This is a genomic window from Phycicoccus sp. Soil803, from assembly GCF_001429685.1.
Classification (GTDB): domain Bacteria; phylum Actinomycetota; class Actinomycetes; order Actinomycetales; family Dermatophilaceae; genus Pedococcus.
In genome coordinates this window covers 401,002-426,136 of sequence record NZ_LMST01000001.1, presented here as the reverse complement: position 1 = coordinate 426,136, position 25,135 = coordinate 401,002, and the positions used below count along the sequence as shown (strand labels likewise).

Genomic DNA, 25,135 nt, shown 5'->3' with positions numbered 1-25,135 from the left:
ATCCGGCAGTTTCGCTTCCAACAGACGCAAGCCCGGGACGTCAGCCGGCCGTCACCTCGCGGGCGAGCGCAGGTGGCATGTAGTCGTAGCGGACGAAGCTGCGGGTGAAGCTGCCGGTGCCGTGTGAGACCGAGCGCAGGTCGACCGGGTAGCGGGCCAGCTCGTGGGCCGGCACCTCGGCGTGGATGACGGTGCGCCCGGTGACCTCGGACGGCTCGGTGCCGTGCACCTGACCGCGACGGCCGCGCAGGTCCGCCAGCACCCCGCCGACCGCGTCGTCGCTGACGTCGATGTGCACCTCGTCGACGGGTTCGAGCATGGCGACCGTCGAGTCGTTGGCCGCCTCTCGCAGCGCCATCCCGGCGGCGGTCTGGAACGCCATGTCGGAGGAGTCGACCGAGTGGGCCTTGCCGTCGACGAGGGTGATGCGCACGTCGACCACGGGGTAGCCGGCCAGCACCCCCTTCTCGAGCTGGTTGCGGGCGCCCTTCTCCACCGAGGGGATGAAGTTGCGGGGCACGGCTCCACCGACGACCTTGTCGACGAACTCGATGCCCGCGCCGCGCTCCAAGGGCTCGATCTCGAGGTGGCAGACGGCGTACTGGCCGTGTCCACCCGACTGCTTCACGAGCCGGCCCTGCACCTTGGTGGGCCGGACGAAGGTCTCGCGCAACGATGTCCGCACCGGCTCGACCTCGACGGGCACGTGGTAGCGGGAGTCGAGGGTGGCGATCAGCTGGTCGACGTGGGCCGGACCCATCGCCCACAGCACGAGCTGGTGGGTCTCGGCGTTGTGCTCGAGCCGCATGGTGACGTCCTCGGCGACCAGCCGTTGCAACGCGGTCGCGAGCTTGTCCTCGTCGCCCTTCGACCTGGCGTGGATCGCCACGGGCAGCAACGGGTTGGGCAGCAGCCAGGGTTCGACAAGGGCCGGCTTGTCCTTGCGCGACAACGTGTCCGAGGTCTCCGCACCCGCGAGCTTGGCGACGACGACCACGTCACCGGCGATCCCGGCGGCCACCGGCCGCGTCTCGTCACCCACCGGCGCAGAGAGCGGGCCGATCCGCTCGTCATCGGTGTCGTGGTCGGCGTGCTCGTCCACGAGGTGGCTCGCGAAGTGCTGGAGGTGACCGGAGATGTGCACCGGTTCGTCAGGTCGCAGCGTGCCGGAGAACACCCGCACCAGCGACTGACGACCCACGAAGGGGTCGGTCGTGGTGCGCACGACCTCGGCCACGAGCGGACCCGCGGGGTCGCAGGTCACCGTGCCGAAGTCGCCGCCGGCCGGGGTGTAGACGGTGGGGACTGCTGCCCCCACCGGAGACGGGAAACCCTTCTCGCACAGCTCGAGCAGCGCCTCGACACCCACGCCGCCGGGAGCATGGGTCGGCAGGATCGGGAAGAAGCGGGCCGTCGCGATGGCGAGGCGCAGGTCGCCGGAGACGGCCTCGGTGTCGACCTCCTCGCCCCCCAGGTAGCGCTCGAGGAGCCCTTCGTCCTCGGACTCCTCGATCACGGACTCGATCAGCTCGCCCCGCTGGGCGTCGATCAGCTCACCCTCGTCGCTGCTGGGCTCCCGGTCGGCCTCACCGCCACCCGGCCGCTGCTCGGTCACGGTGCGGCGCAACAGGTTCAGCAGTCCGGTGACCGCGCCGTCGACCACGAGCGGCAGGGCCAGCGGCTCGGCATCCCCGAAGGCGCGCTGGCACCCGTCGACGGTCGCCTCGAAGTCGGCCCGCGCCTGCTCGAGGCGGGTGACGGCGACGGCACGCGGCATACCGAGCACCTCGCACTCGCGCCACAGCAGTCGGGTCGGCTCGTCCACGCCGTCCGCCGCGGCGACGACGAAGATGGCCGCGTCTGCGGCCCGCAGGCCGGCGCGCACGTCACCCACGAAGTCGGGGTGACCGGGGGTGTCGAGCAGGTTGAGAGTGACCTCGCCGGTCGGGATCGAGGCCGCCGTCAGGGACTGCGTGGCGGCGAGATCGCCCCCTTCACGAGCGCGGCGGCCCGGGATCCGGGCCGCCACGAGCTGGTCGAACAGTGCCGTCTTGCCGGCCCCGCTCGCTCCCACCAGGACCACGTTGCGGATCTGGTCCGGTGAGGACGGACCCGCGGCGTCGCTGACACGGTTCATGAGGTCACCTTGCTCCGGTCGCCCACGCGCCGCAAGGGGTCTCGGCCCGGTGGCGGCACGGGATCAGTCGGCAGAGCTCGTGGTGGCGGGGCGCACCGTCGACGGCCCTCTGGGCTGCGGCTGGGGAGAGCGCTGCGGACAGCCGCCCATGATCGAGCTGGGGAGGCTGAAGATCCTCAGTGACGTGGTCCTGGCCGCCTTGTCGATGGCGGCGTCGAGCGTCACCACCCTGTCGTCCGCGACGAAGTAGTACTGCGCATCGGTGATGCGGACGGTGTTCCCCGTCGCTCGGTCGAGGTAGAAGGACCCGTGTCCGTCGGTGGGATACACGATGCCTGAGGGCGTGATGTCGGGCGCGCTCTGAAGCCCGTGGTCGGTCGGCAGCCGGAGCACGAGATGCGCCGGCTTGGTCAGCGAGGGTGCGAACCAGAGCTCGGTGTACGGCGCGGAGTCGTCGGAGTTGTCGTTGGTGTAGGCCACACTGCCGTCGTCACCGAAGGTGACCATCACCCGACCGTTGAAGCGGCTCAGCCCGGCCGGAGGGTCCTTCTCCTGCAGGGTCCGGGTGTCGTAGAGCCGCCGGGTCCAGTTGCCCATGGTCAGCATCAGGTCGTCACCGAGGAAGCGGACACCGTTGACGTAGCCGGTGTAGGCGTCCCGCACGGTGCCCGTCTCCAGGTCGGCTACCTTCACGGTCCGTTCGCCGCCGGGTCCGGTGCCCTGGACCCACGCACCGATGCCCTCGTGCACGACGGGCGCGTCGAGCGGGCTGACGTAGGGGTTTCCCGCGGCGTCGGTCTCGTTGTCACCGAGGTGACGGTTGGTCCCGGACGCCAAGTCGTAGAGGTAGATGGCAAAGTCGTCGAAGCTCTCCAGGCCGTGGGTCTCCACCCAGAGAACGTGCTCGCCGTCGAAGCCTCCTGCCGCCTGGTAGGTCGCCGAGCCCTTGAACCGTCGGATGACTCGCTGCTCTCCCGTGCGGACGTTCCACATCGACGCACCGTTGAACCTGCTGCCTCGCTCTTCCGTGAACATCCAGCCCTCGGGCGACACCGGCGCGTGGGCCACGATGTCCCGCACGCCGGCCGACTTCGGCGGTGACCATCGCTGAGCCATCGTCCGGGCGAGCGACACCGACGGCTCGAGTTCGCAGACGGCTGAGCCCTCCCACCAGGGCGCCCCAGCGACATCGGTCGAGGCGGTCGTCGTGGCGGGCGTCGGGTCGGTGGGCGCGGGGCCGCTGGGCGTGCAAGCCCCTAGGGCCGTCGGAACGGTCAGGAACGACGCTGCCAAGCGCCTACCAGACATAGCCCCGTCCGGCGTTGATCGTCGCCAGCTTCGTGGCGGCGAGCGTTGAATACTCGGGCACACCACTCCCCCAGCTGACCTGGCTGGAGTGAGCCGAGTCTTCGTAGGTGATCGAGGACCCCGAGCTTGAGTAGCCGAACATGGTGTACCAGTGGAAGATCGTGCGATCGCGTGGATGTCCGACCAGGTGGTAGGCCGAACTGCTGGTCTCCCACGCATCGCCGATGACCGGGTCGGCGGCGGAGATGTCGGCCACGGCGCGAGTCTTGAAGTTCGCGATCACTGTCGACGTGGCCGACCCATAGCCCACCGGGTAGTAGCGCAGAGAGCTATTGCGAAGGTGGTAGTTGAGCACGTCGGGCACCGGGTATCCGGTCTTGGCCGTCGAGACGTTGGCGTTGACTCCTGACCAGGCCGTGCCGTCACCGGTTGTGCGCAGCTGCGTGGCCACCGTGGACTGGCTCGCGGAGATGCCCAGATGTGCAAGCGCCTCCGACACTGCGGCCGGCCCGCAGTAGTAGCTGGTGATCTGGTCCTGCTGCTTGCCAGCCATCGAGTGGGCAGCCGGCGGCTGACTCCCAGGATCCACCACGGTGGGAAGCTTCCCGATCCGCGTTCCATGCACTCGTCCAACGGCCGCAGCGAATTTTGTTGCCTCGCCCTCGACCGCCCATTGCGGCAAGGCCAAGTGTGGGTCGCTGTCGGTTCCCTTGTCCGGAGCGACCAGCGTCGACCGGTCGGGGTTGGGCGCCACGGACTGGTCAGCCCATGCCACCCCCTGCATCGACAGGCTCGCGCCCCCCGCCACGACCACAGCACAGACTATCTTCCTGACCATACCTACCCCCCATATGAACATTACTGGAAATAAACACACACAATGCCAGCCATGTGCATATAGGTCAACAGATAGATACAGAGATAGTCAGGGCGTCGAACTGGGTCCAGCATGCTCGCCAACACGCGCAAGGAGCGGCGGGCCCCTCAGCGGACGAGGACCGCCACCGCGAGGGGGACCAGGCTGGCGGCGACCACGAGCCAGTCGGCCCGTCGCCACGGCGCGGGTGCAGCCCAGGTGCGCCGGTATGCCGTGGCGAAACCTCGCGAGTCCATCGCCACCGCGAGCGCCGCCGCGGACTGCAACGACCGGACCAGCATCCCCAGGGTCAGCGCCCACAGCTCGGCGAGGACCGAGCGCGGGGAACGCGCCGTGGCGCCGATCCCGCGCACCCGGCGGGCCCGCGCGATCTCCGACCAGATCTCCCCGAAGGTGTGCACCCGCTGCAACGCGGCCGCTACGGCCACGACGGGGCGGGCCGGGAGACGGAGCCGTTGCCCCAGGTGGTCACCGAGGGCGTCGGCGTCGACGTGCTGGATCAGCACCGCCGAGGGCAGCACGATGATCAGCACCCGCAGCCCCGCCGTGAACGCGGTGCCACCCTCGTGGCCTCCGAGCAGCCAGGTGGACCACGCCACCGAGAGGGCGCCGAGCACCCCGGGACCGAGCCGCAGGAGCACGCCGCGCAGCCGACCGGTGGGGACCGGTCCCCGGCCCGGCGCCCAGAGCGCGATCACCGCGAGCACGGCCTGCACGGACAGGACCAGCAGGCTGGTGGACCACCGCGGCGAGACGACCCCCGCAGGGATCGCCAGGCTCGCGCCAGCCAACAGCGACAGCGGACCCGCGCGGGCCACCAGCGGGCGACGGCGGACCGGTGCCGGTGGCGGCTGAACGGGTCGCTCGATCACCGTGACCGCGTCCGCCCGCGTGGTCACGGCGTCGTCGTGCGTGGTCAGCACGATCGCCGCCCCCGTGTCTCGCAACCCCTCGACAATGCCCATGACGGCAGCCCAGGTCAGCCGGTCCTGACCGACGGTGGCCTCGTCGGCACAGACCAGGGCTGGCTGGTGGACCACTGCGGACGCGACCGCCAGCCGACGCTGCTCCCCGCCCGAGAGGTGTCGGGGGTCGGCCTGCTCCAGATGAGACAGACCGAGGTGCGCCAGCAGAGCCCGGGCCCGCACCCGCGCCTCGGACTCGACCAGCCCCACAGCCCGGGACGTGGTCATCACCTCGTCGAGCACGGTGTGGCTGACGATGGTGGAGCTGGCCCACTGCGGCACCCAGGCCACCCGGCGGGCCAGGTCGATCGTGCCCAGTTCGCGTGGGTCGCGCTGCCCGTCGACCGCCAGGTCGGGCCGTAGCCGCACCTCCCCACCCTGCCGACGCAGCAGCCCGGCCAGCGCCAACAGGAGGGTCGACTTGCCGGCACCGCTGGGGCCCACCAGCGCGTGCACCTGCCCGGCGCGGGCCTGGAACCACTGGTCCTGCACCGCGACCGTGGTGCGGGTCGAGCCGTCGAGCGCCCGCACCGACCTTCTGATGGTGACGTCTGCCGCGTCGAGGGTCAGCACGTTGGCGCCCGTCGACGACGGCTCGAACACCCCAGCAGGTATGCCGCGTGGTTGCGGATCGGGGAACCCGGGCACCCAGATGCCCTGGGCGGCAAGGGACTCCCCGTGCAGGGCGAGCACCGAAGCAGGCTCGCCGTCCGCCACGACCCGACCCGTGGGGTCGAGGACAACCAGCCGGTCGACGAGGTCGAGCCACGGGCCGAGCCGGTGCTCGACGACGACCGTCGTCAGCCCGCGGGACCTGGTGACCTCGTCGACCGTGCGCCGGACCGACTCCGCGTTCACCGGGTCGAGCATCGCGGTGGGTTCGTCGAGCAACAGGACGGCAGGCTCGAGGGCGAGCGCTCCCGCGAGGGCGAGCCGTTGCTGCTCACCCCCGGACAGTGCGAACGTCGGGGTGTCCTGCGGCATCGTGAGGTCGACCGCGCCCAGCGCAGCGGCGACGCGCGCGGGCATGTCCGCACGCGGCATGCCGATGTTCTCGAGGCCGAAGGCCACGTCCCGTCCGACGGTCGCCGAGACGATGCCCGCACCGGGCTCCTGGAGGACGAGACCGACATCGCCGGCCCGGGTCCCCGGGACGGCGCCGTCGAGCAGCACGGTGCCGCCGCGCTCACCCGAGTCGGCGACCTCGAGCACGCCCGCCAGCGCTCGCAGCAGCGTGGACTTGCCCGAACCGCTGGGGCCGACGAGCAGGACCCGTTGGCCGGGCGGGGTGTCGAGGTCGAGTCCGGGGATGACCGGGTCGCGACGGCCGTAGGGCCGCCAGGTCAGTCCCCGGACCTCGAGCTGACCCCGGCGCCCCGACGGGGCGCCGGGACCGGGGTGGTCAGACAGCGTGTGACTCCCGGGCTTCCTGCCCTGCGGGGAAGGCGCCCAGGGCGCCAGCTCGGGCCAGCCCTCGCGTCAGCAGCCACCCGAGGCCACCGGCGATGATCGCGCCCGCGACGGTGAGGATGCCGGCGTAGGCGAGCTTGTAGCCCAGGTCCCAGTCGGTCCACCACGTCTGCCACTCGTAGAGAGCTTCCAGCGGTGCGGAGAGGGCGCCGGCGAGGAGTGCGGCACCGAGGCCGAACGCGGCATACCCGAGGAGCAGGAAGGCGATCTCCGCGCCGAGACCCTGCAAGATCCCCGAGACGAGGGTGGTGAAACCCCACTTGGTGCCGGGAAGCATCGAGACGAGGGCCGCCACGACCTCGCAGAGCAGGGCGGAGCCCGGGCGGCGGATGACCAGGCCGCCCACGACCCCGGCCATCAACCAGGGCGCGCCCGTGATGCCCTGCAGCGGCGGGAAGAGGGCCTCGAGCCCCGCGGCCGGTGCGGTGTAGGCCAGACCCCAGGCCCAGTAGGCGACGCCGAACGCGGCGCCGAGGAAGGAGACCGTCAGGAGGTCGACGGTCCGCCAACCCCAGAGCTGCCCGCTGGCGCGGATGCTCCCGCGACGTGGCTCGGTGGAGGTGGACGAGGTGCTGCCGGCCGAGGCGGCCGGGGTGTTGGTGGTGCTCATGTTTTCTTCTCCCGTGGGATCCGGTGGATACCTCGGGGAGACAGCTGCCGGGAGAGGAGCACCTGTGGTGGCGCACTCGCCCGACAGGTGTCTGAGATCTCGACTCCCTACGCCGGTGCGAACCGGATCAGGTGTGAGGGTCTGCGGTCTCCCGCACTCTCAGCGCTTGCGCGCTCCCCTGTCGTTACGCGTCGAAGACTACTCCACGATGTGACAGGGTGGAGGCGCAGGTCAGCAGCAGTTTGCCGCGGCCGGGACAGCGGTCGGCAGGCGATCGGAACGGGAGAGGTGCGACATGGGACCACTGGTGTGGCGAGTGCTCGGGACCGGGTCGGCGGTGCTCGCCGGCGTCATCGCCAACAAGGTGGTCACCACGGTCTGGAAGAAGGCCGGCCGGGACGCCGTCGTCGACCCGCGCGACCCGCGGACGCCATGGAAGGACGCCATCGCGTTCGCGGCGCTGACCGGTCTCGCGGTCGGGGCGGCCAAGGTGATCGTGACCCGGAAGGCGGCCCAGTACTACCAGAAGTCGGCCGGCCACCTCCCCAAGGCCATGCAGGAGGGCGACGCCTGACGCGTCGCTAGAGGTCGAGCGCCCGGGCGATCGGGACCCCGGCGCGGTAGGACAGGTGCACGTGCGACGGCGCGTCGAGCACGGTCAGGTCAGCGCGCGCCCCGACCTCGATGCGACCGATGTCGGTGCGCCGCAACGACTTCGCCGAGCCGACGGTCGCCGCGAGCACGGCCTGACCCGGCGTCAGGCCCATCTCGCGCACGGCGAGCGCGATGACGAACGGCATCGACGACGAGTAGCAGGTGCCCGGGTTGCAGTCGGTCGCGAGGGCGATCGACACCCCGGCCCGCAGCAGGGCCGCCGCGTCCGGGTACGGCGAGCGGGTCGAGAACTCGACCCCCGGCAGCAGGGTCGCCACCGTCGTGTCCGCCGCTCCGGCGAGTGCCTCGACGTCCGCGTCGGACAGGTAGGTGCAGTGGTCGACGCTGGCCGCCCCCAGCTCGACGGCGAGGCGCACGCCGGGTCCGTGGCCGAGCTGGTTGCCGTGCACGCGCAGCTCGAGCCCTGCGTGCCGTCCGGCGACGAGGACGGCCAGCGCCTCGTCCTCGGTGAAGGCGTGCGCGGAGTGCGGCTCGCAGAAGACGTCGACCCACCTCGCGTGCGGAGCCGCTGCTTCCAGCATCGGCCCCGTGAGCAGCTCCAGGTATGCCGCGCGGTCACCCGCGTACTCGCGGGGCACCACGTGGGCGCCGAGGAACGTGGTCTCAGGGGTGAACTCGCGGGCGATGCGCAGCGCCCGCGCCTCGTCCTGGACGGTCAGCCCGTAGCCGCTCTTGATCTCGACGGTCGTCGTGCCCTGGGCGCGCATCTCCTCCACGCGGGCAGCGACGAGGGACCGCAGCTCGTCGTCCGAGGCGTCTCGGGTCGCCGCGACGGAGACCCCGATCCCGCCCCCGTCGTAGGGCGTGCCGGCCATGCGGGCGGCGAACTCGTCACCGCGGTCGCCGGCGAACACCAGGTGCGCGTGGGAGTCGACGAAGCCGGGCAGTACCGCGCGACCCTCCACGTCGACGGCGCGGTCGGCCGCCGGCGCCTCCGACGACGAGCCGACCCAGACGATCCGGTCGTCCTCCACGACGACTGCAGCACCGTGACGCAGCCCCAGGCCGTCGGGGGTGGTCCCGTCGCAGGTGACGAGCTCGCCGATGCCGGTGACGACGGTGCTGCTCACTGGTGGTCCCTGACGTCGGACAGCGCCTTGCCGAGCATGGCCGCCACGTCACCGAGCCGGTGGCGGCCGGACTCGACCACCACCTGCCCGCCGACGACGACGGTGTCGACATCGGATCGGGTTGCGCTGTAGAGGATCTGGCCCGCCTTGGCACCCGCGGTGTTGACCGTGTCGGTACGCACGACGACGAAGTCGGCGGCGGCGCCGTCGGCGATGAGCCCGGCGTCCTGCCACCCGAGGCTGCGGTAGCCGTCCACCGAGGCGGCGGCCATCAGCTCGTCGGGGGTGAAGCGGCCGCGCTCGTTGCTGGCCAGTCGCTCGTGCATCTCCAGCCCCCTGACCTCCTCGAACGGGTCGATCACGGCGTGCTGGTCGGAGCCGAGCGACAGCCGGGCCCCGGCCTCCGCCAACGCACGGGCCGGGCCGATGCCGTCCGCGAGGTCGCGCTCGGTCGTGGGGCAGAAGCACGCGGTCGACGACGACCGACCGAGCAGCTGGATGTCGTGGTCGGACAGGTGGGTGGCGTGGACCGCGCTGAACCGGTCGCCCAGGAGTCCCGCCTCGTCGAGCAGCCCGGTGGGGGTGGCGCCGTAGAACATCTGGGTGGCCAGGTTCTCAGCCGGCTGCTCGCTCACGTGGGCGTGCACGATCCGACCGCGGGTGACCTCGGCCATCGCGCGCAGGTCGTCGCGGGGCACGGCGCGCACCGAGTGGACCGCCGCCCCGATGCGGGTGGTCGCGTCGGGGCTGAGCGCGGCGACGCGGGCCGCCCACCGGTCGACGTCCCCGTCGGTGAAGCGCCGCTGCACGTCGTCGAGGGGCAGGTGCCCGTCGCCAGACAGGCCACCGGCGAGGTAGCAGGTGTCGAGCAGCGTCAGCCGCAGGCCGGCCTCGCGGGCGGCCTCGATGACTGCCGACCCCATCGCGTTGGGGTCGGCGTAGGGCCGCCCTGCCAGGTCGTGGTGCAGGTAGTGGAACTCCCCGACCACGGTGGTGCCGGACAGCACCATCTCGGCGAAGACCGCCCGGGCGAGGGCGAGGTAGGTGTCCGGCGTGAGGTGCCGCGTGACGGCATACATCTGCTGGCGCCAGGTCCAGAAGTTGCCGCCGTCGCCGTGGGTGCGGCCGCGCAGCGCGCGGTGGAAGGCGTGGCTGTGCGCGTTGGCCAGCCCGGGCAGGACCACCCCGTGCAGGCGGACGTCACCGGCCTCCGCCCTCGCGCGGCGGTGCACCCCCGCGAAGACGCCGTCGACGACGTCGAACCGCACATCGGTCGCCAGTCCCGTGGGCAGCCAGGCGTGCTCCGCCCAGTAGGTCGTCATGCTGCGTCCCCGGCGAGGTCCTCGAGCACCGCGGTGAGGGCCGCGACCCCTTCGAGGCAGTCGGACGTCTCGGCGAACTCCTCCGGGGAGTGCGAGACGCCGGTGGGGTTGCGGACGAAGAGCATGGCGGTCGGGATGCCGGCGTTCGCGAGGATGCCGGCGTCGTGCCCGGCCCCCGTCCCGAGCACCGGTATGCCGCCGAGCCGGGTGCCCAGCCGCGCGCTCAGCGAGGTGTCGAACGGCGTGGACGGGGTCCAGGACTCCTGCGTGATCTTGCCGCCCGACTGCTCGACCATCGCGGTGATGTCGGAGACCGCGCGACGGACCGCGCGCGGGCTGGCGCCCCGGGCGTCGAGCCAGCCGGTCACGGCGCTGGGGATCGCGTTGACGCCACCAGGAGTCACCGCGACCTTGCCGATGGTGGCGACGCACCCGTGGGTGATGGCGGCCTCGCGGGCGGCGAGCACCGCAGCGGCATACCCGAGCATCGCGTCGTGCCGGTCCTCGAGCCTGGTCGTGCCCGCGTGGTTGGCCTCGCCGGCGAAGTCGAGCCGCCACCGCCCGTGCGGCCAGATGTCGCTGCCGACCGCGATGGGGTGGTCGAGGTCGATGAGCCCACGGCCCTGCTCGACGTGCAGCTCGACGAAGCTGCCGATCCGCCGCAGCGCGTCGTCGTCCCGACCGATCTGGTGCGGGTCGCGCCCGGCCGCCTTGAGCGCGTCGGCCATCGTCGTGCCGTCGGCGTCGGTGAGGCTGCGCGCGCGGCGCGCGGTCATGGCTCCGGTGATGACACGTGAGCCGGCGCAGGCGACCCCGAACCGGGCACCTTCCTCGTCGACGAAGTTGACGACACCGATCGGCCTGGAGGGCTGGAACCCGTTGGCCTGCAACGCGTCCACCGCCGCGAGGGCGCTGACGACCCCGAGCGGGCCGTCGAAGGCGCCACCGTCCGGCACGCTGTCGAGGTGGGAGCCCGTGACGACGCCCTTGTCCCCCTTGGCCGCGGCCGAGTCAGGGTCTCCCCACCACGCCCACTGGTTGCCCATCCGGTCCTCGGTGAGGTCGAGCCCGCGCGCCGCGCACTCCCCCGCGAACCACTCGCGCAGGTCGTGGTCCTCGCGGGTCCACGCGAACCGGCGGTAGCCGCCGCTCTGGGCGCTGCGTCCGACCGGATGCAGGTCAGACCACATCGACTCGAAGCTCACGGTGTCCTCTCAGCTCTGCCGCGCCGACGGCGAGGTCCACTCGACGCTCTGCTCAACCGGCACCGAGACCATTCCACACCAGGGACCGCCGTCGCACGGCAGGACTCCGGGCATTGCGTCTCGGATTCCAGACCGGTGCCCGGCAGACGCAACCTGCGCCGGGAACCTAGCATGGCGACATGACCCAGGACACCGGCTCCGACCCCACCCGGGACGGCATCCCGACCGAGGGCGAGGCGCGGGCCGCGGCCGCCCTGGCCGCCAGCGGGATCGAGCACACCCTGACCCGTCACGGTCGGGTCGGCTCCCTCGAGGAAGCGGCCGCAGCGCGGGGCGTCGAGCCGCAGGACATCATCAAGACCCTGGTGGTGCGGCGCGCCGAGGACGACTTCCTGTTCGTCCTGGTGCCGGGCGGCCGGGAGATCTCGTGGCCCAAGCTGCGGGCGCTGCTGGGCGTCAACCGGATGTCGATGCCGGACGCGGCCGTCGCCAAGGAGGTGACCGGCTACGAGCGCGGCACGATCACACCGTTCGGCTCGACCACCGCGCTCCCGGTCGTCGCGGACACGACCGTCACCGGGCGCCTGATCTCGATCGGCGCCGGGGCCCACGGCGTGGCCGCGACCGCGCACTCCGACGACGTGCTCCGGGCCCTGGACGCGCAGGTCGCCGACGTCACCGAACCCGCCTAGGGACGCACCCAGCGCATCCCGGTGATCGTCGTCGAGTAGGGGTAGACCTCCTCGACGTCCTGCTGTCCCACGGGTTTGGAGCGGTCGAAGCTGGACCGCACCTGCGTCGTGATGGTCCCGGCGGCGGTGTCCACGGTGACGATGCGGACCGGGTTGGTGTCGGGGGCGTGCATGGCCTGCAGGAACATCGCCACGCGGTGGCCATCGGAGGCAGGCACCGAGCCGGAGAAGACCTGACCCGTGTGACCGGAGAAGGTCATGACGACGTTGGGGTAGCCCTTGAGCGCATCCCACAGCTGGGTCGGGGTGGTCGCGCCGTAGCCGCCGTTGGTCGTGGAGATCGACCCGTCCCCCTCCAGGAACATGTGCGTCAGCACGATGACATTGTGGTGCGGGTGTGCGGCGACCACGCCCCTGGCCCAGTCGACGACCTGCTGCCGCGGCCAGATCTCGAGGCTGAGGACGAGCCAGTCGTCACCACCGGCCCGGAACGTGCGGAAGCCGTTGTCGGACTTGCCCGGCTCGGCCAGTCCCTCGAAGCCGAAGTAGGACGGGGGGTAGTACCTGTTCCAGAGCGTCGTGTCGCGCACCGTCACCGCGGTGTCCGCCCCAGGGCACGCCGAGCCGCCCTCGCACACGGCCGCTGTGTCGTGGTTGCCGGGCGCCGCGATGAACGGGAGGCCGGCCGCCGCCAAGGCCGCGAACCGGGTGCTCATGCTCACCCACTGCTGGTGGTCCGGGGTGTCCCAGTCCTGGACGTCACCGCTGTGCAGCACCCACTGGAGGTTCAGCTGCTCACGGTGGGCGAGGAGCCACGCGACCCGCTTGTCGGTGCGTGGGTCGTCGGCCTTCACCTCGGGCTGGGTGTCCGGGATGACGGCGAACGAGAAGGTCGTGGCCGGGTCGGCGACCGGAGGGAGCGGCTCCGCCGTGGGTGCCGGCGTGCCGGACACCGCAGCGGTGCCGGTGGGCGCGGCCGTCGCCGTGGTGCCCGGGCTCCTCGGAGGCTCCGGAGTCGTGCACCCGACGGTCATGAGGGCGAGGGCGCAGGTCAGGGCGCCGAGCCCGAGCGCGCGTCGCCCCCTCCCCGCTCGCCCCATCCCGGTCACCCCACCTCAGTTGCACCGCCCCGTCGCGCCAGCGTATGCCGGGTGGTCACCACCCGGCATACGCCGTCCGGAGGAGCGCCCGGTGACGCCTGGTGACGGATGCGACTCAGCGCACCCAGCGCATGAGGGAGATGGTCGCGGTGTAGGGGTAGACCCGGGTGACGTCCTGCTGGCCGACGGGGTAGGAGCGGTCGACGTTGGACCGCACCCAGGTGTGGATGGTGCGGGCCCTGGTGTCGACGGTGACGAGCCGCACGGGGTTGGTGTACGGGGCGTGCATGGTCTGCAGGAACATCGCCACCTTGTGGCCGTCGACCGCGGTGGCCGAGGTGTTGAAGGCCTGGCCGACGTGCCCACTGAAGAACATCACGACGTTGGGGAAGTCGTCGAGCGCCGCCCACAGGGTCGTCGGGGCGGTCGCACCGTAGCCACCGTTGCTCGCGGAGATGGCTCCCTTCGACGTGAGGAAGGAGTGCGTCACGACGATGACGTTGTGGTGGGGATGGGTGGCCACGACGTTCTTCGCCCAGTCGATCACCCCGGTGCGCGGCCAGAGCTCGAGGTCCAGCACCAGCCACCCCACGCCGCCCGCCGAGAAGGTGCGCCAGCCGTTGTCCGACTTGCCGGTCTCGTAGACGCCCTGCAGCCCGAACCGGTAGGGCGGGTAGTACGCGTTCCAGGTCCTGGTGTCACGCACCGTGACGTTGGTGTTCGCGTTCGGGCACGCCGACCCGCCCGGACAGACCGCTGCGGTGTCGTGGTTGCCCGGCACCGCGAGGAAGGGCAGGCCGTTCGCCTCGAGGGTCTCGATCCACCTGCTCATGTTCGCGAACTGTTCGTGCGCCGGGGTGTCCCAGTTCTGGAGGTCGCCGCTGTGCAGGACCCACCTGAGGTCGAGGAGGGCACGGTTCGTGACCAGCCAGTCCACCCGCTTCGGGAAGCGGATGTCCGTGCTGTTCACCTCGTTCTGGGTGTCGGGCATCACGGCGAAGGTGAAGACCGGATCGGCGGGGGGCGCGGTCGACGGCTCGATCAGGGGCGCGTGGAAGGCAGTGCGGACCCGCACCCACCCGGCGGCCAGCAAGGCGGGGGCCTCGGCGGCCGGCGCGTAGCGGTGTCGGCCCTGGCGGACGAAGGAGGCGATCGCCCGGGTGCAGCCGGGGACCCGCAACCCGGAGGCGTAGAAGCCGGGGCCCTGGTCGGCATAGCCCGCGGCCAGCGCCTCGCGTTGGGCGGTCGACCCGTCGACCACCCACTGGAAGTCGTTGATGCGGGAGCTGAACATCCGGTCCACTGCCACCAGTCCGACCCGCGGGGTGACGGAGGAGCGGAAGGGGGTGCCCTGCGGGTCGGTGAAGCCGTAGGCGGCCGCCTTGGTGGCCTCGTCCGCCCACGGCGTCAGGAGACTGGCGCCGGTGTCCGGACGCGCGACGTGCCAGGTGGCCCGGTCCATGCGGTCACAGACCGTGTCCGCGACCGCCGTCGGGAGACTGGCGCCGACCACCGTCACCGCCGTCAGGACAACCGTTATCGACTTCCCCAAGACCTGTCGCATCGCCCCTCCAGCACTGCACCCGGTCCTTCAGGTGTACGCCGGAGGGGCGACCCCGGCAACTCGGGGCCGCCCCTTGGTCGGTCCGGGTGGGTCGGTCAGCCCTCCCGCATCGGGATGCGGACGCCCTGCTCCTGCGCGGTGCGCTCGGCGATGTCGTAGCCCGCGTCGACGTGCCGGATGACACCCATCGCCGGGTCGTTGGTGAGCACGCGAGCCAGCTTCTGGGCGGCGAGCTCGGTGCCGTCGGCGAGGGAGACCTGGCCGGCGTGCAGGGAGCGGCCGATGCCGACGCCACCACCGTGGTGGATCGACACCCAGCTGGCGCCGGAGGAGGTGTTGACGAGGGCGTTGAGCAGCGGCCAGTCGGCGATGGCGTCGGAACCGTCGAGCATGGCCTCGGTCTCGCGGTAGGGGCTTGCGACGGACCCGGTGTCGAGGTGGTCGCGACCGATGACGATGGGTGCGCTCACCTCGCCGGTGCGGACCAGCTCGTTGAACGCCAGCCCCGCCTTGTCGCGCTCACCCTGGCCGAGCCAGCAGATGCGGGCCGGCAGGCCCTGGAACGCGATCCGCTCCTGCGCGCCGCGGATCCACTTGTGCAGCCGGTCGTTGTCGGGGAAGAGGTCGAGGACGGCCTTGTCGGTGGCCGCGATGTCCTTCGGGTCGCCGGAGAGGGCGGCCCAGCGGAACGGGCCCTTGCCCTCACAGAACAGCGGCCGGATGTAGGCCGGCACGAAGCCCGGGAACTCGAACGCCCGGTCGTACCCGCCCTGCCGGGCCTCGTCGCGGATCGAGTTGCCGTAGTCGAAGACCTCGGCGCCGGCGTCCTGGAACTCGACCATGGCCTGGACGTGCTTGGCCATCGACGCACGGGCCCGGTCGGTGAACTCCTCCGGCTTCTTCTCCGCGTACTCGTGCCAGTCGCCCAGCTCGATCCCCTCGGGCAGGTAGGACAGCGGGTCGTGCGCGCTGGTCTGGTCGGTGACGATGTCGATCGGCACGCCCCGGCGCAGCAGCTCGGGGAAGACCTCGGCGGCGTTGCCCACGACGCCGACGGACCAGGCCCGGCGCTCGTTCTTGGCGGCCACGGCCTTCTCGATCGCGTCGTCGAGGGAGTCGGCGACCTCGTCGAGGTAGCGGTGCTCGACCCGGCGGCGCAGGCGGGTCTCGTCGACGTCGACGATCAGGCAGGCGCCCTCGTTCATGGTCACCGCGAGCGGCTGGGCACCACCCATGCCTCCGCAGCCGCCGGTGAGGGTCAGCGTGCCGGCCAGCGTGCCGCCGAACTTCTTCTCGGCGATGGCCGCGAAGGTCTCGTAGGTGCCCTGGACGATGCCCTGGGTGCCGATGTAGATCCACGAGCCGGCGGTCATCTGGCCGTACATCGTCAGCCCGAGGTGCTCGAGCCGGCGGAACTCCGGCCAGGTCGCCCAGTCGCCGACCAGGTTGGAGTTAGCGATGAGCACCCTGGGCGCCCACTCGTGGGTCTGCATGACGCCGACCGGGCGCCCGCTCTGCACGAGCATCGTCTCGTCCTGCTTGAGCGTGCTCAGCGTGCGCACCATGGCGTCGAACGACTTCCAGTCGCGAGCCGCCCGTCCCGTGCCGCCGTAGACGACGAGGTCGTCGGGACGCTCGGCGTTCTCTGGGTCGAGGTTGTTCATCAGCATCCGCAGCGGCGCCTCGGCGCCCCAGTGGGTGGCGTGGGTGAGCTGGGTGCCGCGGGGTGAGCGGACGGGGCGAGCGCCTTCCATGTCGTTCTCCTTGAGTGCTTTCGACGAGTCGGGTATGCCGTGGTGTCAGTTGAGGGGGCCGGTGACGGACTCTGCTGCTGCGACCGCCGCACCGGTGGCGACGAGCTGGACCGCGGTCTCGATCTCCGGGGCGAGGAAGCGGTCGGTGCCCGGTGCGGGGGCGCCGGCGTCGCGCAGTGCCTGCACGACCGCCGCCGTGGCGGGCGCGGGGGTGAGCGGAGCCCGCAGGTCGAGGGCGCGGGCCGCCGTGAGCAGCTCGACCGCCAGCACCCGGGTGAGCCCGTCGACCGAGCGGCGCAGCTTGCGCGCCGCCGACCACCCCATCGACACGTGGTCCTCCTGCATCGCGCTGGAGGGGATCGAGTCGACCGACGCGGGTGCGGCGAGCCGCTTCATCTCCGAGACGATCGCGGCCTGGGTGTACTGGGCGATCATGTGGCCGCTGTCCACGCCGGGGTCGTCAGCGAGGAACGCGTGCAACCCGTGGTTGCGCGACACGTCGAGGAAGCGGTCGGTGCGACGCTCGGAGATCGACGCCAGGTCGGCTGCGACGATCGCGAGGAAGTCCAGCACGTAGGCGACCGGCGCCCCGTGGAAGTTGCCGTTGGACTCGACCCGGCCGTCAGGCGTCACCACCGGGTTGTCGACCGCGGAGGCGAGCTCGAAGCCGGCGACGGTCGCGGCATACTCGACGGTGTCGCGGACCCCGCCCGCCACCTGCGGTGAGCACCGCAGCGAGTAGGCGTCCTGGACCCGCGTGCACGCCTCCGGGTCTCGGTGGCTGTCACGGATGCCGCTGTCCTGCATGATCTTTCGCAGGTTCGCGGCGGACAACGCCTGACCGGGCTGGGGACGGAGCGCGTGCAGGTCCGCGGCGAACACGTCGTCCGTGCCGAGCTGGCCCTCGACGCTCATCGCTGCGGTGACGTCGGCGACCTTGAGCAGCATCCGCAGGTCGGTGATCGCGAGGACGAGCATGCCGAGCATGCCGTCGGTGCCGTTGATGAGGGCCAGGCCCTCCTTCTCGCGCAGCTCGACCGGCGTGATCCCGGCCGCGGCGAACGCCTCGCTGGTCGGCATCCGCACACCCTCGGCGTCGCGGACGACGCCCTCGCCCATCAGCGCCAGCGCACAGTGCGACAGCGGGGCGAGGTCGCCCGAGCAGCCGAGGGAGCCGTACTCGTGGACCACCGGGGTGATGCCGGCGTTGAGCATCGCGACGTAGGTCGTCAGGGTCTCCTCGCGGATGCCCGTGCGCCCGGTCGCGAGCGTCGAGATGCGCAGCAGCATGAGGGCCCGCACCACCTCTCGCTCGACCTCCGCGCCGGAGCCCGCCGCGTGCGAGCGGACCAGCGACCGCTGGAGCTGGGCCCGCAGCTCGACGGGGATGTGCCGGGTGGCGAGAGCGCCGAACCCGGTGGAGACGCCGTAGTGCGCCACCGTGTCGTCGGCCAGCGCCTCGATCACGCCGCGGGTGCGGCGCACCTCGGTGAGCGACTCCGGAGAGATCTCGACCCGGGCGTCATGGCGGGCGACCGCCACGACGTCGTCGAACGAGATGGGGCCGGTGCCGACGCTGACCGTCGGCACGGAGGTGGCAGTGGTGGTCATGCCTCCATTGCAGCGGAGGTATGCCGCGAGCGCGCCCCACGCACGCGGCATACCGTCTCGCATGCGAGACGCGTGGAGAGACTCGGGCGCGGTGGACGCGAACCGAACCACTGCCCCAGGTGTCGTCAGGGTGTCAACATCGGACTGAGGACGGAGCCGAGGTGCCATGGAGCGTCACGAGGTCGTGAGCCGGGTCTACGACGCGTCGTACCAGCGGCTCGTCGTGCAGCTGCTCGGCGTCTGCGGCGACCTGGCCGAGGCCGAGGACGCCGTGCAGGAGGCGTTCATCAAGGCCATCCGGCAGGGCGCCCACTTCGCCAGGGTCGACAACCCGGAGGCCTGGCTGCGCACCGTCGCCGTGAACCACGTCCGCAACCGGTGGCGCCACCTGGGTGTCGTCCGTCGGGTGCGGGTGCCGGCGCCGGGCGGACCGGGGGCGGTGGAGCTGACTCCCGACCACGTCGCCCTGGTCACCGCACTCGCCCAGCTGCCCCACGACCTGCGGCTCACGGCAGTCCTGCACTACGTCGCCGACCTGTCGACGACCCAAGTGGCCGCCGAGCTCGACATCCCGGAGGGCACCGTCAAGTCGCGGCTCTCCAGGGCCCGTGCCGCCCTGGCGGAGCTGTTGAGGGAGGAGTCCGAACATGTCTGACCTCATGGACCTGCGCCGGGTCGCCGACCAGGTCGCGGCCCCCCACTTCGCCGAGCTGGTCGCCGTGGCCGGCCGACGTCGCCGCCGCTCGGCCGCCGTCGCGAGCATCACGTGCGCGGCTGTGGTGGCCCTGGCCGCGGTGGTGACGACCTCGGGCGGTCACCGCGAGGCGACCCCACCGACTGACCGGACCAGCACGACAGACGTCGTGCGAGGCGCCGTGGACTTCCTGACCGTGGACGAGGTGGTCGGCCACCCCCGGTCGACGCTCCTGCGGACCCTGCGCTCCCCCGACGACGCGGGCGCCGAGGCCAGGGTGTGGACTCGCTGCCGCAGCCTCGTGCCGAGCTTCAACAGCGTCGACTGCGAGGTGGCGGTCGAGGTCACCCAGGGCGGCCGGAGCAGTCGGCACATGTGGGGGCTGTCGCAGGACGAGAGCTACGACGCACTGCCGGGCGGTGCCTTCTACGTCGACCTGTCCCGCGAGGGGGTCTCGCCGATGATGCTGCGGGCGGACCTGCGCGACCCCGTTGCCCTGCGGGACGTGCGCACGAGCACGCTGCTGCCCGCGCGCCCCGGCACAGACGTGGTGGCCTGCGGGTCCGGTGCGCTGTGCGTGGTCGACGTGGCGAACCGGCGGCTGATGGGCATGGACGTGCCCGTCGCCCGCTGGGCACCGACCCAGGACACCCTCCTGTGGGGGGTCACGGGCCACCGCGCGGTCTGGGTCGACGGCCGAGGCCAGGTCCAGGAGCATGCGCTCCCCACCAGCACCGACACGGTGTTCGCACCCGCGGACACCAGGGAGAAGGGTGTGCTGGCCTTCTACCGGATGCCCGAGTCGGGAAACGACAGTGAGCGGCTGCCCAAGGGCGTGGTCCTGGTCGCCTCGAGCGACGGTGGCACGACCTGGCGCACCTTCGAGGTGCCGGCGACGGCGACCGAGGCGTTCCGGCGACTCGAGCTCCCCGCGGACTGGCGCGACTGGTCGGCGGGCAGCTGACCGGTCAGCCAGACACCCAGTAGGTGCGCTGGTTGGTGAACTCGAGGATGCCGGCCTCGGCGAGCTCGCGGCCGTAGCCGCTGCGCTTCGTGCCACCGAAGGGCACCCTCGGGTCGGAGGCGACGACCGCGTTGACGAAGGCAGCCCCGGAGGTGACCCTGCGGGCGACCCCCAGGGCCCGCTCGGTGGACCGGCTCCAGACGCTGAGCCCCAGCCCGTACGGCGTCGCGTTGGCCAGCCGCACGGCTTCGTCCTCGTCGGCGGCCACGGCGATCGCCGCGACCGGGCCGAAGGTCTCCTCGTCGAAGGCCGGCATGCCGGGTCCGGTGTCGAGCAGGACGGTCGGCTCGTAGAAGGACCCGGGGCCGTCGATGCTGTGCCCGCCGGCCGCCAGCGTGGCTCCGGCCGCGACCGACTGGTCGACCTGCCGCTGGAGGGCGGCGCGCAGGTCGCCGCGCGCGAGCGGTCCCACGCTGGTGGCCGGGTCGGTCGGGTCGCCGACGGACAGGGCTTCGACGCCCTCGAGGAACAGCCTGGTGAACTCCTCAGCCACGGGCGCCTCGACGACGAACCGCTTGGCACACACACAGCTCTGGCCGGAGTTCGTGAAGCGGGCCCCCACGGCAGCCGCCGCGGCGGCCGGGACGTCCGCGTCGGAGAGGACCACGAACGCGTCGGACCCGCCGAGCTCCAGGACCGACCGCTTGGACGCGCGACCTGCGGCAGCGCCGACCATCTCACCGGCCCGGTTGCTGCCGGTGAGGGTGACGGCGGCGACCCGGTCGTCGGCGATCAGCCCGCCGACGGTGTCGGGCACGTCGTCCTCGACCAGGACCAGGGCCGTCACGAGGTGGGCGGGGAAGCCGACCCGCTCGAACGCCTCGGCCAGGGCCAAGGCCGTCCCGGTGACGTTGGGCGAGTGCTTCAGCAGCACACCGTTGCCGGCCGCCAGGGTAGGGATCGCGAACCGCATCACCTGCCAGACCGGGAAGTTCCACGGCATCACGGCCAGCACGAGACCTAGCGGCTCGGGCGTGACGAAGGCGGAAACCCCTGCGGGAGAGTCGATCTCGACCTCTCGCGGAGCCAGGATCGTCGCGGCCCTCGCAGCGTAGTAGTCGGCGGTGACCGCCGACTTCTCGACCTCTCCCCGCGCCTGCGCCAAGGGCTTGCCCATCTCCGCGGTGACCAGGGCGGCATACCGCTCGGCGTCGGCGCGCAGGTGGGCGGCGAACCGGGTGAGCAGCGCCGCGCGGTCGGCGACGGGGACCCGGCCCCAGCCGCGGGCCGCGTCGGCACCGAGCGCGACAGCCTGCTCGACCTCGGCGGGACCCATCGACGGATAGCTCGCCAGCGTGGTCCCGTCGGCGGGGTTGGTGGTCGTGACCGTGCTGGTCGAGACCGTGCCGGTGGTGGTGACGTCGGCGCTCACGGGGTGCTCAACCCCCCACGGTCGCTCTCCGAGAGGTGCTCGAAGGTCTCTCCCGTCGCGGTGATCGTGCGGGTCACGTCGCGGCCGCCGTAGACCCAGTAGATCCGCATGACGCCCTCCCCGCGGTTGTGGAACCGGTGCGGGATGCCAGCCGGCACCCAGGTCGCCTCGCCGGCCTCGAGGTCGAAACGCTCCTCGCCGATCTCGGCAACCGCCTCGCCCTCGAGGACGAGCACCGACTCCTCGACGTTGTGGCTGTGCAGAGGCAGGCCGGTGCCGGGCTGGAACTGCGTCTGACCGGTCGTGACCCGGTTGTTCTCGCAGTTCCACTTCCCGACGTACGGGATCGTGACGACGCCGTTGCCGCGGTCGAACGGACGGACCGCGTCGGGTCGGATCAGCAGGTTGGGGGCGAGCGGCTGGTCAGCCACGGGAGACCTCCTGGGTCGGTGCCATCTGGGTCGGCGTCATGTGGGTCAGTGCGTCGATGAGGGCGCGGGTGAAGTCGGCGGTGCCGAGGGAGCCGCCGAGGTCGCGGGTGCGGGTGGCGGGGTCGGCGACGACGGAGGTGACGGCGCGGTCGAGGTGGTCCCACGCGCCGCGCAGCTCGGGCCTCCCGGAGCGGGCACCGTGCCAGTCGAGCAGCATGCCCGCCGAGAGGATCAGTGAGACCGGGTTGGCGATCCCCTGCCCGGCGATGTCGGGGGCCGACCCGTGCTGGGCCTGCGCGACACAGATCCCGTCGCCGGCGTTGACCGCCCCACCGAGGCCCAGGCTGCCGCACAGCTCGGAGGCCTCGTCGCTGAGGATGTCGCCGAACATGTTGGTGGTCACCACGACGTCGAACGACCCGGGGTCGCGGATCAGCCTGGCGGCAGCCGCGTCGACGATCAGCTCACGGAGCTCGACGTCGGGGAACTCCTCGGCGACCTCGCGGACGCACCGCAGGAACAGGCCGTCCGACAGCTTGAGGACGTTGGCCTTGTGCACCGCGGTGACGTGTCGGCGCCGGGAGCGGGCCAGCGTGAACGCGGTCCTGGCCACCCGTCGGGACGCCTGTGCCGTGACCTTGCGGATCGAGAACGCCGAGTCCTCGTCGGGCATGAACTCGCCGCTACCGGCATACATGTTGCGGTCGGCGTAGAACCCCTCGGTGTTCTCCCTGACGATCACGAGGTCCATCGGGGTGCGCAGCACGCTCAACCCCTCCACGGAACGGCAGGGGCGGATGTTGGAGTGCAGCGCGAACCGCGTCCGCAGCTCGGCGGACGGGTTGATCCCGCCCTGGTCGCGGGCCGGGTAGTCGTAGTGCGAGACCGGGCCGAGGACGGTGCCGTCGACCTCGGTCACCCTGGCCACCACGTCGTCCGGCAGGGTCGTGCCGACGGCCGCCAGGGAGGCCAGCCCGATGTCGCGCTGCTCGAGCTCGAGGCCGAGCCCGAGCTGGTCGTCGAGCGCCCCGAGCACCGCGACCGTGGCGTCGGTGATCTCCGGACCGATGCCGTCACCGGGCAGGACGAGGAGCTTCACGACTCCCCCCGCGAGTGGTGGAACCGTTGCGCGGCAAGGGTGTTCACCTGGCTGCCCGGCACGACGCACCGGTCGGCAGCAGCCCGCCACTGCGCGAAGTGCGGAGCGGCGCGGTGGGCGGTGACGGCCTCCTCGTCGGCGTAGAGCTCGTAGAACACGAAGTGGTGGTCGTCGGCCAGGTCCTGCACCACGTCGAAGTAGAGGCAGCCCGGCTCGTCGGTGAACGACCGCTCGGCATTGGTGGCGATGGCCTCGGAGAACTCGTCGAGGCGGCCGGGGACGACGTCGAGGGAGACGACGAGGGCGATCATGCGAGGACCTCCGGTCCAGTCGGGATGAGCGGGGCAGGCAGGGCGACGCGGGCCTCCCGGCCGAGCGTCGCCAGCGCGTCCCGCGTGGTGGCAGCCAGGGGTATGCCGTGTGCGGCCAACCGCGCTCGGCTGCGGTCCTCGAGCTCGCCGGGGACGAGGATCTCGTCCGCCCAGGCGGCGAGCTCACCCCCGCGGGTCTGGTCGACCAGCGCCTCGATGCGAGCCGAGAACTCGGCCGCGTCGGACACGGCGGAGACGTCGATGGTGATGAGCAGGTGGCCGGCCCCGCTGCGGCGGTCGGGGTCGTAGGGACCGGCGACCCCGTCACCGAAGGCGCTGCCCGTGAGCACGCCCGCGAGGACGTCCATCATGAACGAGATGACGTAGCCCTTGGGTCCGGCCATCGGCAGGATCAGGCCGGCGATGGCCTCGGCGGGGTCGGTGGTCGGGGTCCCGTCTGCAGTGGCCGCCCAGCCCTCGGGGATCGCCTCGCCGCGCTCAGCCGCGAGGTAGACCTTGCCGCGGGCGACGGCCGTGTTGGCGAGGTCCATCACGACCACGCCATGGCGGCCGGCCGGGGCGGCGATGGACCAGGGGTTGGTGCCGATCGCCTTGACCCGGCCGCCCCAGGGGGCCATGGCAGGACTGGCGTTGGTGACCAGGAGGGCGACGCAGCCCGCCTCGGCGGCCTGGCGGGTGAAGTACGCGGCGGTGCCGAAGTGACCGGAGTTGCGGACGGCCACCCCGCTGATGCCATGGACGCGGGCGCGCTCGATCCCGAGCTCGACGGCCCGCTGGGTCAGCACCTGGCCGATGCCGTGGCCCCCCTCGAGCACCACCACCGCGCCACCGTCGCGGACCACCTCGGCTGCGGTGGTGCGCTCCATCGCCCCGGACCGCAGGCGGGTGACGTACCAGGGCAGCCGGAGCATGCCGTGCGAGGCGTGGCCCCACAGCTCGGCCGTGACCAGCGAGTCGGCCAGCAGGGCGGCGTCGGCCTCGGGGACTCCCTCCGCGACCAGCACGTCCGTGGCGAACCGCGCCAGGTCGCTCGCTGCGAAGTCCACTCGTCCTCCTCGGTTCGGCTGTGCAAGACTGAGGAGAGGAAAGCATACTTGTATACAAGTATGCAACTAGATTGAGAATGGAGACCAGATGGTGGACCGTCCGCGCCGGGCGTCCGGCGGACAGCTCGTCTACACCGAGCTGCGCCGGCAGATCCTCGACCTCGAGCTCAAGCCGGGGCAGCGCCTGTTCGAGCCCGAGCTCGCCACCCGCATGCAGGTCAGCCGCACCCCCCTGAGGGAGGCGCTGCGGCTGCTGCTCGCCGAGGACCTGCTCGACCAGCTCCCGACCGGAGGCATGGTGGTCCGTCCGCTGAGCGCCCGCGAGATCGAGGAGCTCTACTCGGTGCGGGCGTCCCTGGAGGGGCTGATGACGGCCGAGGCCGCGAGTCGGCTCGATGACGACGGCGTCGCCACCCTGCGCGGCCTGGTCGAGCGCAACGCCGCGCTGGTCGACCTGCCGACCGACGCGATGAACGCCGGCCACGACTTCCACCTGACCATCGGCGACATCGCCGGGCACGGGTGGGCGTCCAGGCTGCACGCCCAGGTCGACGGCCAGATGGCTCGCTACCGCGCCTTCACCAACCAGTCACAGGAGCGCCGCACCGCCGCCCTGGCCGAGCACCGCCAGATCCTCGAGGCCCTGGTGGCGCGCGACCCGGAGCGGGCTCGCACGCTCGCCGAGGCGCACGTCCTCGCGGCCCGCGACACCGCGCTCAACGCCATCGCGGACCGGCTCGACCGGTCCGACTGAGGCTGGATCCTTGGCAAGACGGG

Annotated in this window: 22 protein-coding genes and 1 riboswitch; of the genes, 5 read left to right on the top strand and 17 right to left on the bottom strand. The window is 71.9% G+C overall.

Going from position 1 to position 25,135, the window contains the following annotated elements; translation table 11 throughout:
- Positions 1 to 40: 40 nt before the first annotated feature.
- The 5 genes from ASG95_RS01965 to ASG95_RS01945 all read right to left on the bottom strand — a co-directional run bounded on the left by ASG95_RS01965 (position 41) and on the right by ASG95_RS01945 (position 7,367).
- Entirely contained in the window at positions 41 to 2,137 is a 2,097-nt protein-coding gene (locus tag ASG95_RS01965) for an elongation factor G-like protein EF-G2 (protein WP_057376368.1), read from the bottom strand.
- Positions 2,138 to 2,200: 63 nt separating this feature from the next.
- Entirely contained in the window at positions 2,201 to 3,217 is a 1,017-nt protein-coding gene (locus ASG95_RS01960) for a hypothetical protein (RefSeq protein WP_157581687.1), read from the bottom strand.
- 217 nt (positions 3,218 to 3,434) lie between these two features.
- Positions 3,435 to 4,199: a C39 family peptidase gene (locus ASG95_RS20650; protein WP_162259343.1), complete on the bottom strand. Its 765-nt coding sequence runs from the start codon at positions 4,197 to 4,199 to the stop codon at positions 3,435 to 3,437.
- A 230-nt stretch (positions 4,200 to 4,429) separates the two neighbouring features.
- Complete coding sequence (locus tag ASG95_RS01950; protein ID WP_235544117.1) at positions 4,430 to 6,598, bottom strand: ATP-binding cassette domain-containing protein; 2,169 nt, start codon at positions 6,596 to 6,598, stop codon at positions 4,430 to 4,432.
- A 91-nt stretch (positions 6,599 to 6,689) separates the two neighbouring features.
- Positions 6,690 to 7,367 carry an ECF transporter S component gene (locus ASG95_RS01945; protein WP_057376364.1) on the bottom strand — a complete coding sequence of 226 codons (678 nt, stop codon included), beginning with the start codon at positions 7,365 to 7,367 and terminating at the stop codon, positions 6,690 to 6,692.
- Positions 7,368 to 7,454: 87 nt separating this feature from the next.
- Positions 7,455 to 7,557: riboswitch (TPP riboswitch) on the bottom strand.
- Between the two features lie 105 nt (positions 7,558 to 7,662).
- Between ASG95_RS01945 and ASG95_RS01940 the strand changes: the two genes are divergently transcribed.
- Positions 7,663 to 7,941, top strand: coding sequence for a DUF4235 domain-containing protein (locus ASG95_RS01940; RefSeq protein WP_057376363.1), 279 nt, complete (start codon positions 7,663 to 7,665; stop codon positions 7,939 to 7,941).
- A 7-nt stretch (positions 7,942 to 7,948) separates the two neighbouring features.
- Here ASG95_RS01940 and hutI read toward each other — a convergent pair whose 3' ends face one another.
- From hutI to ASG95_RS01925, 3 genes are read right to left on the bottom strand one after another with little or no spacing between them, the layout of a single operon-like run.
- Positions 7,949 to 9,112, bottom strand: coding sequence for an imidazolonepropionase (gene hutI / locus ASG95_RS01935; RefSeq protein ID WP_057376362.1), 1,164 nt, complete (start codon positions 9,110 to 9,112; stop codon positions 7,949 to 7,951).
- Positions 9,109 to 10,434 (bottom strand): formimidoylglutamate deiminase, encoded by a 1,326-nt coding sequence (locus ASG95_RS01930; RefSeq protein ID WP_057376361.1) that lies wholly within the window; start codon positions 10,432 to 10,434, stop codon positions 9,109 to 9,111. Before ASG95_RS01930 ends, hutI begins: the two co-directional genes overlap by 4 nt.
- Entirely contained in the window at positions 10,431 to 11,639 is a 1,209-nt protein-coding gene (locus ASG95_RS01925; RefSeq protein ID WP_255358308.1) for an allantoate amidohydrolase, read from the bottom strand. Before ASG95_RS01925 ends, ASG95_RS01930 begins: the two co-directional genes overlap by 4 nt.
- Positions 11,640 to 11,818: 179 nt before the next feature.
- Between ASG95_RS01925 and ASG95_RS01920 the strand changes: the two genes are divergently transcribed.
- Complete coding sequence (locus ASG95_RS01920; RefSeq protein ID WP_056921949.1) at positions 11,819 to 12,331, top strand: aminoacyl-tRNA deacylase; 513 nt, start codon at positions 11,819 to 11,821, stop codon at positions 12,329 to 12,331.
- Here ASG95_RS01920 and ASG95_RS01915 read toward each other — a convergent pair.
- From ASG95_RS01915 to hutH, 4 genes are all read right to left on the bottom strand, one after another.
- On the bottom strand, positions 12,328 to 13,431 hold the full coding sequence (locus ASG95_RS01915; protein WP_057376360.1) for a metallophosphoesterase: 1,104 nt from the start codon (positions 13,429 to 13,431) through the stop codon (positions 12,328 to 12,330). The genes ASG95_RS01920 and ASG95_RS01915 overlap by 4 nt on opposite strands.
- Before the next feature lie 115 nt (positions 13,432 to 13,546).
- On the bottom strand, positions 13,547 to 14,950 hold the full coding sequence (locus ASG95_RS01910) for a metallophosphoesterase (RefSeq protein ID WP_057376359.1): 1,404 nt from the start codon (positions 14,948 to 14,950) through the stop codon (positions 13,547 to 13,549).
- A 140-nt stretch (positions 14,951 to 15,090) separates the two neighbouring features.
- Positions 15,091 to 16,749 carry a urocanate hydratase gene (gene hutU, locus ASG95_RS01905; RefSeq protein ID WP_056921946.1) on the bottom strand — a complete coding sequence of 553 codons (1,659 nt, stop codon included), beginning with the start codon at positions 16,747 to 16,749 and terminating at the stop codon, positions 15,091 to 15,093.
- A gap of 45 nt (positions 16,750 to 16,794) precedes the next feature.
- Positions 16,795 to 18,360, bottom strand: coding sequence for a histidine ammonia-lyase (gene hutH / locus ASG95_RS01900; protein ID WP_057376358.1), 1,566 nt, complete (start codon positions 18,358 to 18,360; stop codon positions 16,795 to 16,797).
- Between the two features lie 166 nt (positions 18,361 to 18,526).
- On the opposite strand from hutH, the gene ASG95_RS01895 reads away from it, so the two are divergent.
- Together ASG95_RS01895 and ASG95_RS01890 are read left to right on the top strand one after the other, a co-directional pair.
- Entirely contained in the window at positions 18,527 to 19,015 is a 489-nt protein-coding gene (locus ASG95_RS01895) for an RNA polymerase sigma factor (protein WP_057376357.1), read from the top strand.
- Positions 19,008 to 20,018, top strand: a complete 1,011-nt coding sequence (locus ASG95_RS01890) for a hypothetical protein (RefSeq protein ID WP_057376356.1) — start codon at positions 19,008 to 19,010, stop codon at positions 20,016 to 20,018. The genes ASG95_RS01895 and ASG95_RS01890 overlap by 8 nt, the downstream gene beginning before the upstream one ends.
- A gap of 4 nt (positions 20,019 to 20,022) precedes the next feature.
- On the opposite strand, the gene ASG95_RS01885 is transcribed toward ASG95_RS01890, so the two are convergent.
- The 5 genes from ASG95_RS01885 to ASG95_RS01865 are packed head-to-tail and all read right to left on the bottom strand — an operon-like array spanning position 20,023 to position 24,358.
- Entirely contained in the window at positions 20,023 to 21,450 is a 1,428-nt protein-coding gene (locus ASG95_RS01885) for an aldehyde dehydrogenase family protein (RefSeq protein WP_057376355.1), read from the bottom strand.
- Positions 21,447 to 21,881, bottom strand: a complete 435-nt coding sequence (locus ASG95_RS01880; protein ID WP_057376354.1) for a cupin domain-containing protein — start codon at positions 21,879 to 21,881, stop codon at positions 21,447 to 21,449. The genes ASG95_RS01885 and ASG95_RS01880 overlap by 4 nt, the downstream gene beginning before the upstream one ends.
- A complete protein-coding gene (locus ASG95_RS01875) occupies positions 21,874 to 22,980 on the bottom strand; it encodes an isocitrate/isopropylmalate dehydrogenase family protein (RefSeq protein WP_057376353.1) in 1,107 nt (368 codons plus the stop codon). The genes ASG95_RS01880 and ASG95_RS01875 overlap by 8 nt, the downstream gene beginning before the upstream one ends.
- The gene (locus ASG95_RS01870; RefSeq protein ID WP_057376352.1) at positions 22,977 to 23,291 is read right to left on the bottom strand and encodes a putative quinol monooxygenase; all 315 of its coding nucleotides are present in this window, start codon (positions 23,289 to 23,291) and stop codon (positions 22,977 to 22,979) included. Before ASG95_RS01870 ends, ASG95_RS01875 begins: the two co-directional genes overlap by 4 nt.
- Positions 23,288 to 24,358 (bottom strand): Ldh family oxidoreductase, encoded by a 1,071-nt coding sequence (locus ASG95_RS01865; protein ID WP_057376351.1) that lies wholly within the window; start codon positions 24,356 to 24,358, stop codon positions 23,288 to 23,290. Before ASG95_RS01865 ends, ASG95_RS01870 begins: the two co-directional genes overlap by 4 nt.
- 88 nt (positions 24,359 to 24,446) lie before the next feature.
- Between ASG95_RS01865 and ASG95_RS01860 the strand changes: the two genes are divergently transcribed.
- Positions 24,447 to 25,112, top strand: coding sequence for a GntR family transcriptional regulator (locus ASG95_RS01860; RefSeq protein ID WP_057376350.1), 666 nt, complete (start codon positions 24,447 to 24,449; stop codon positions 25,110 to 25,112).
- Positions 25,113 to 25,135 lie beyond the last annotated feature (23 nt).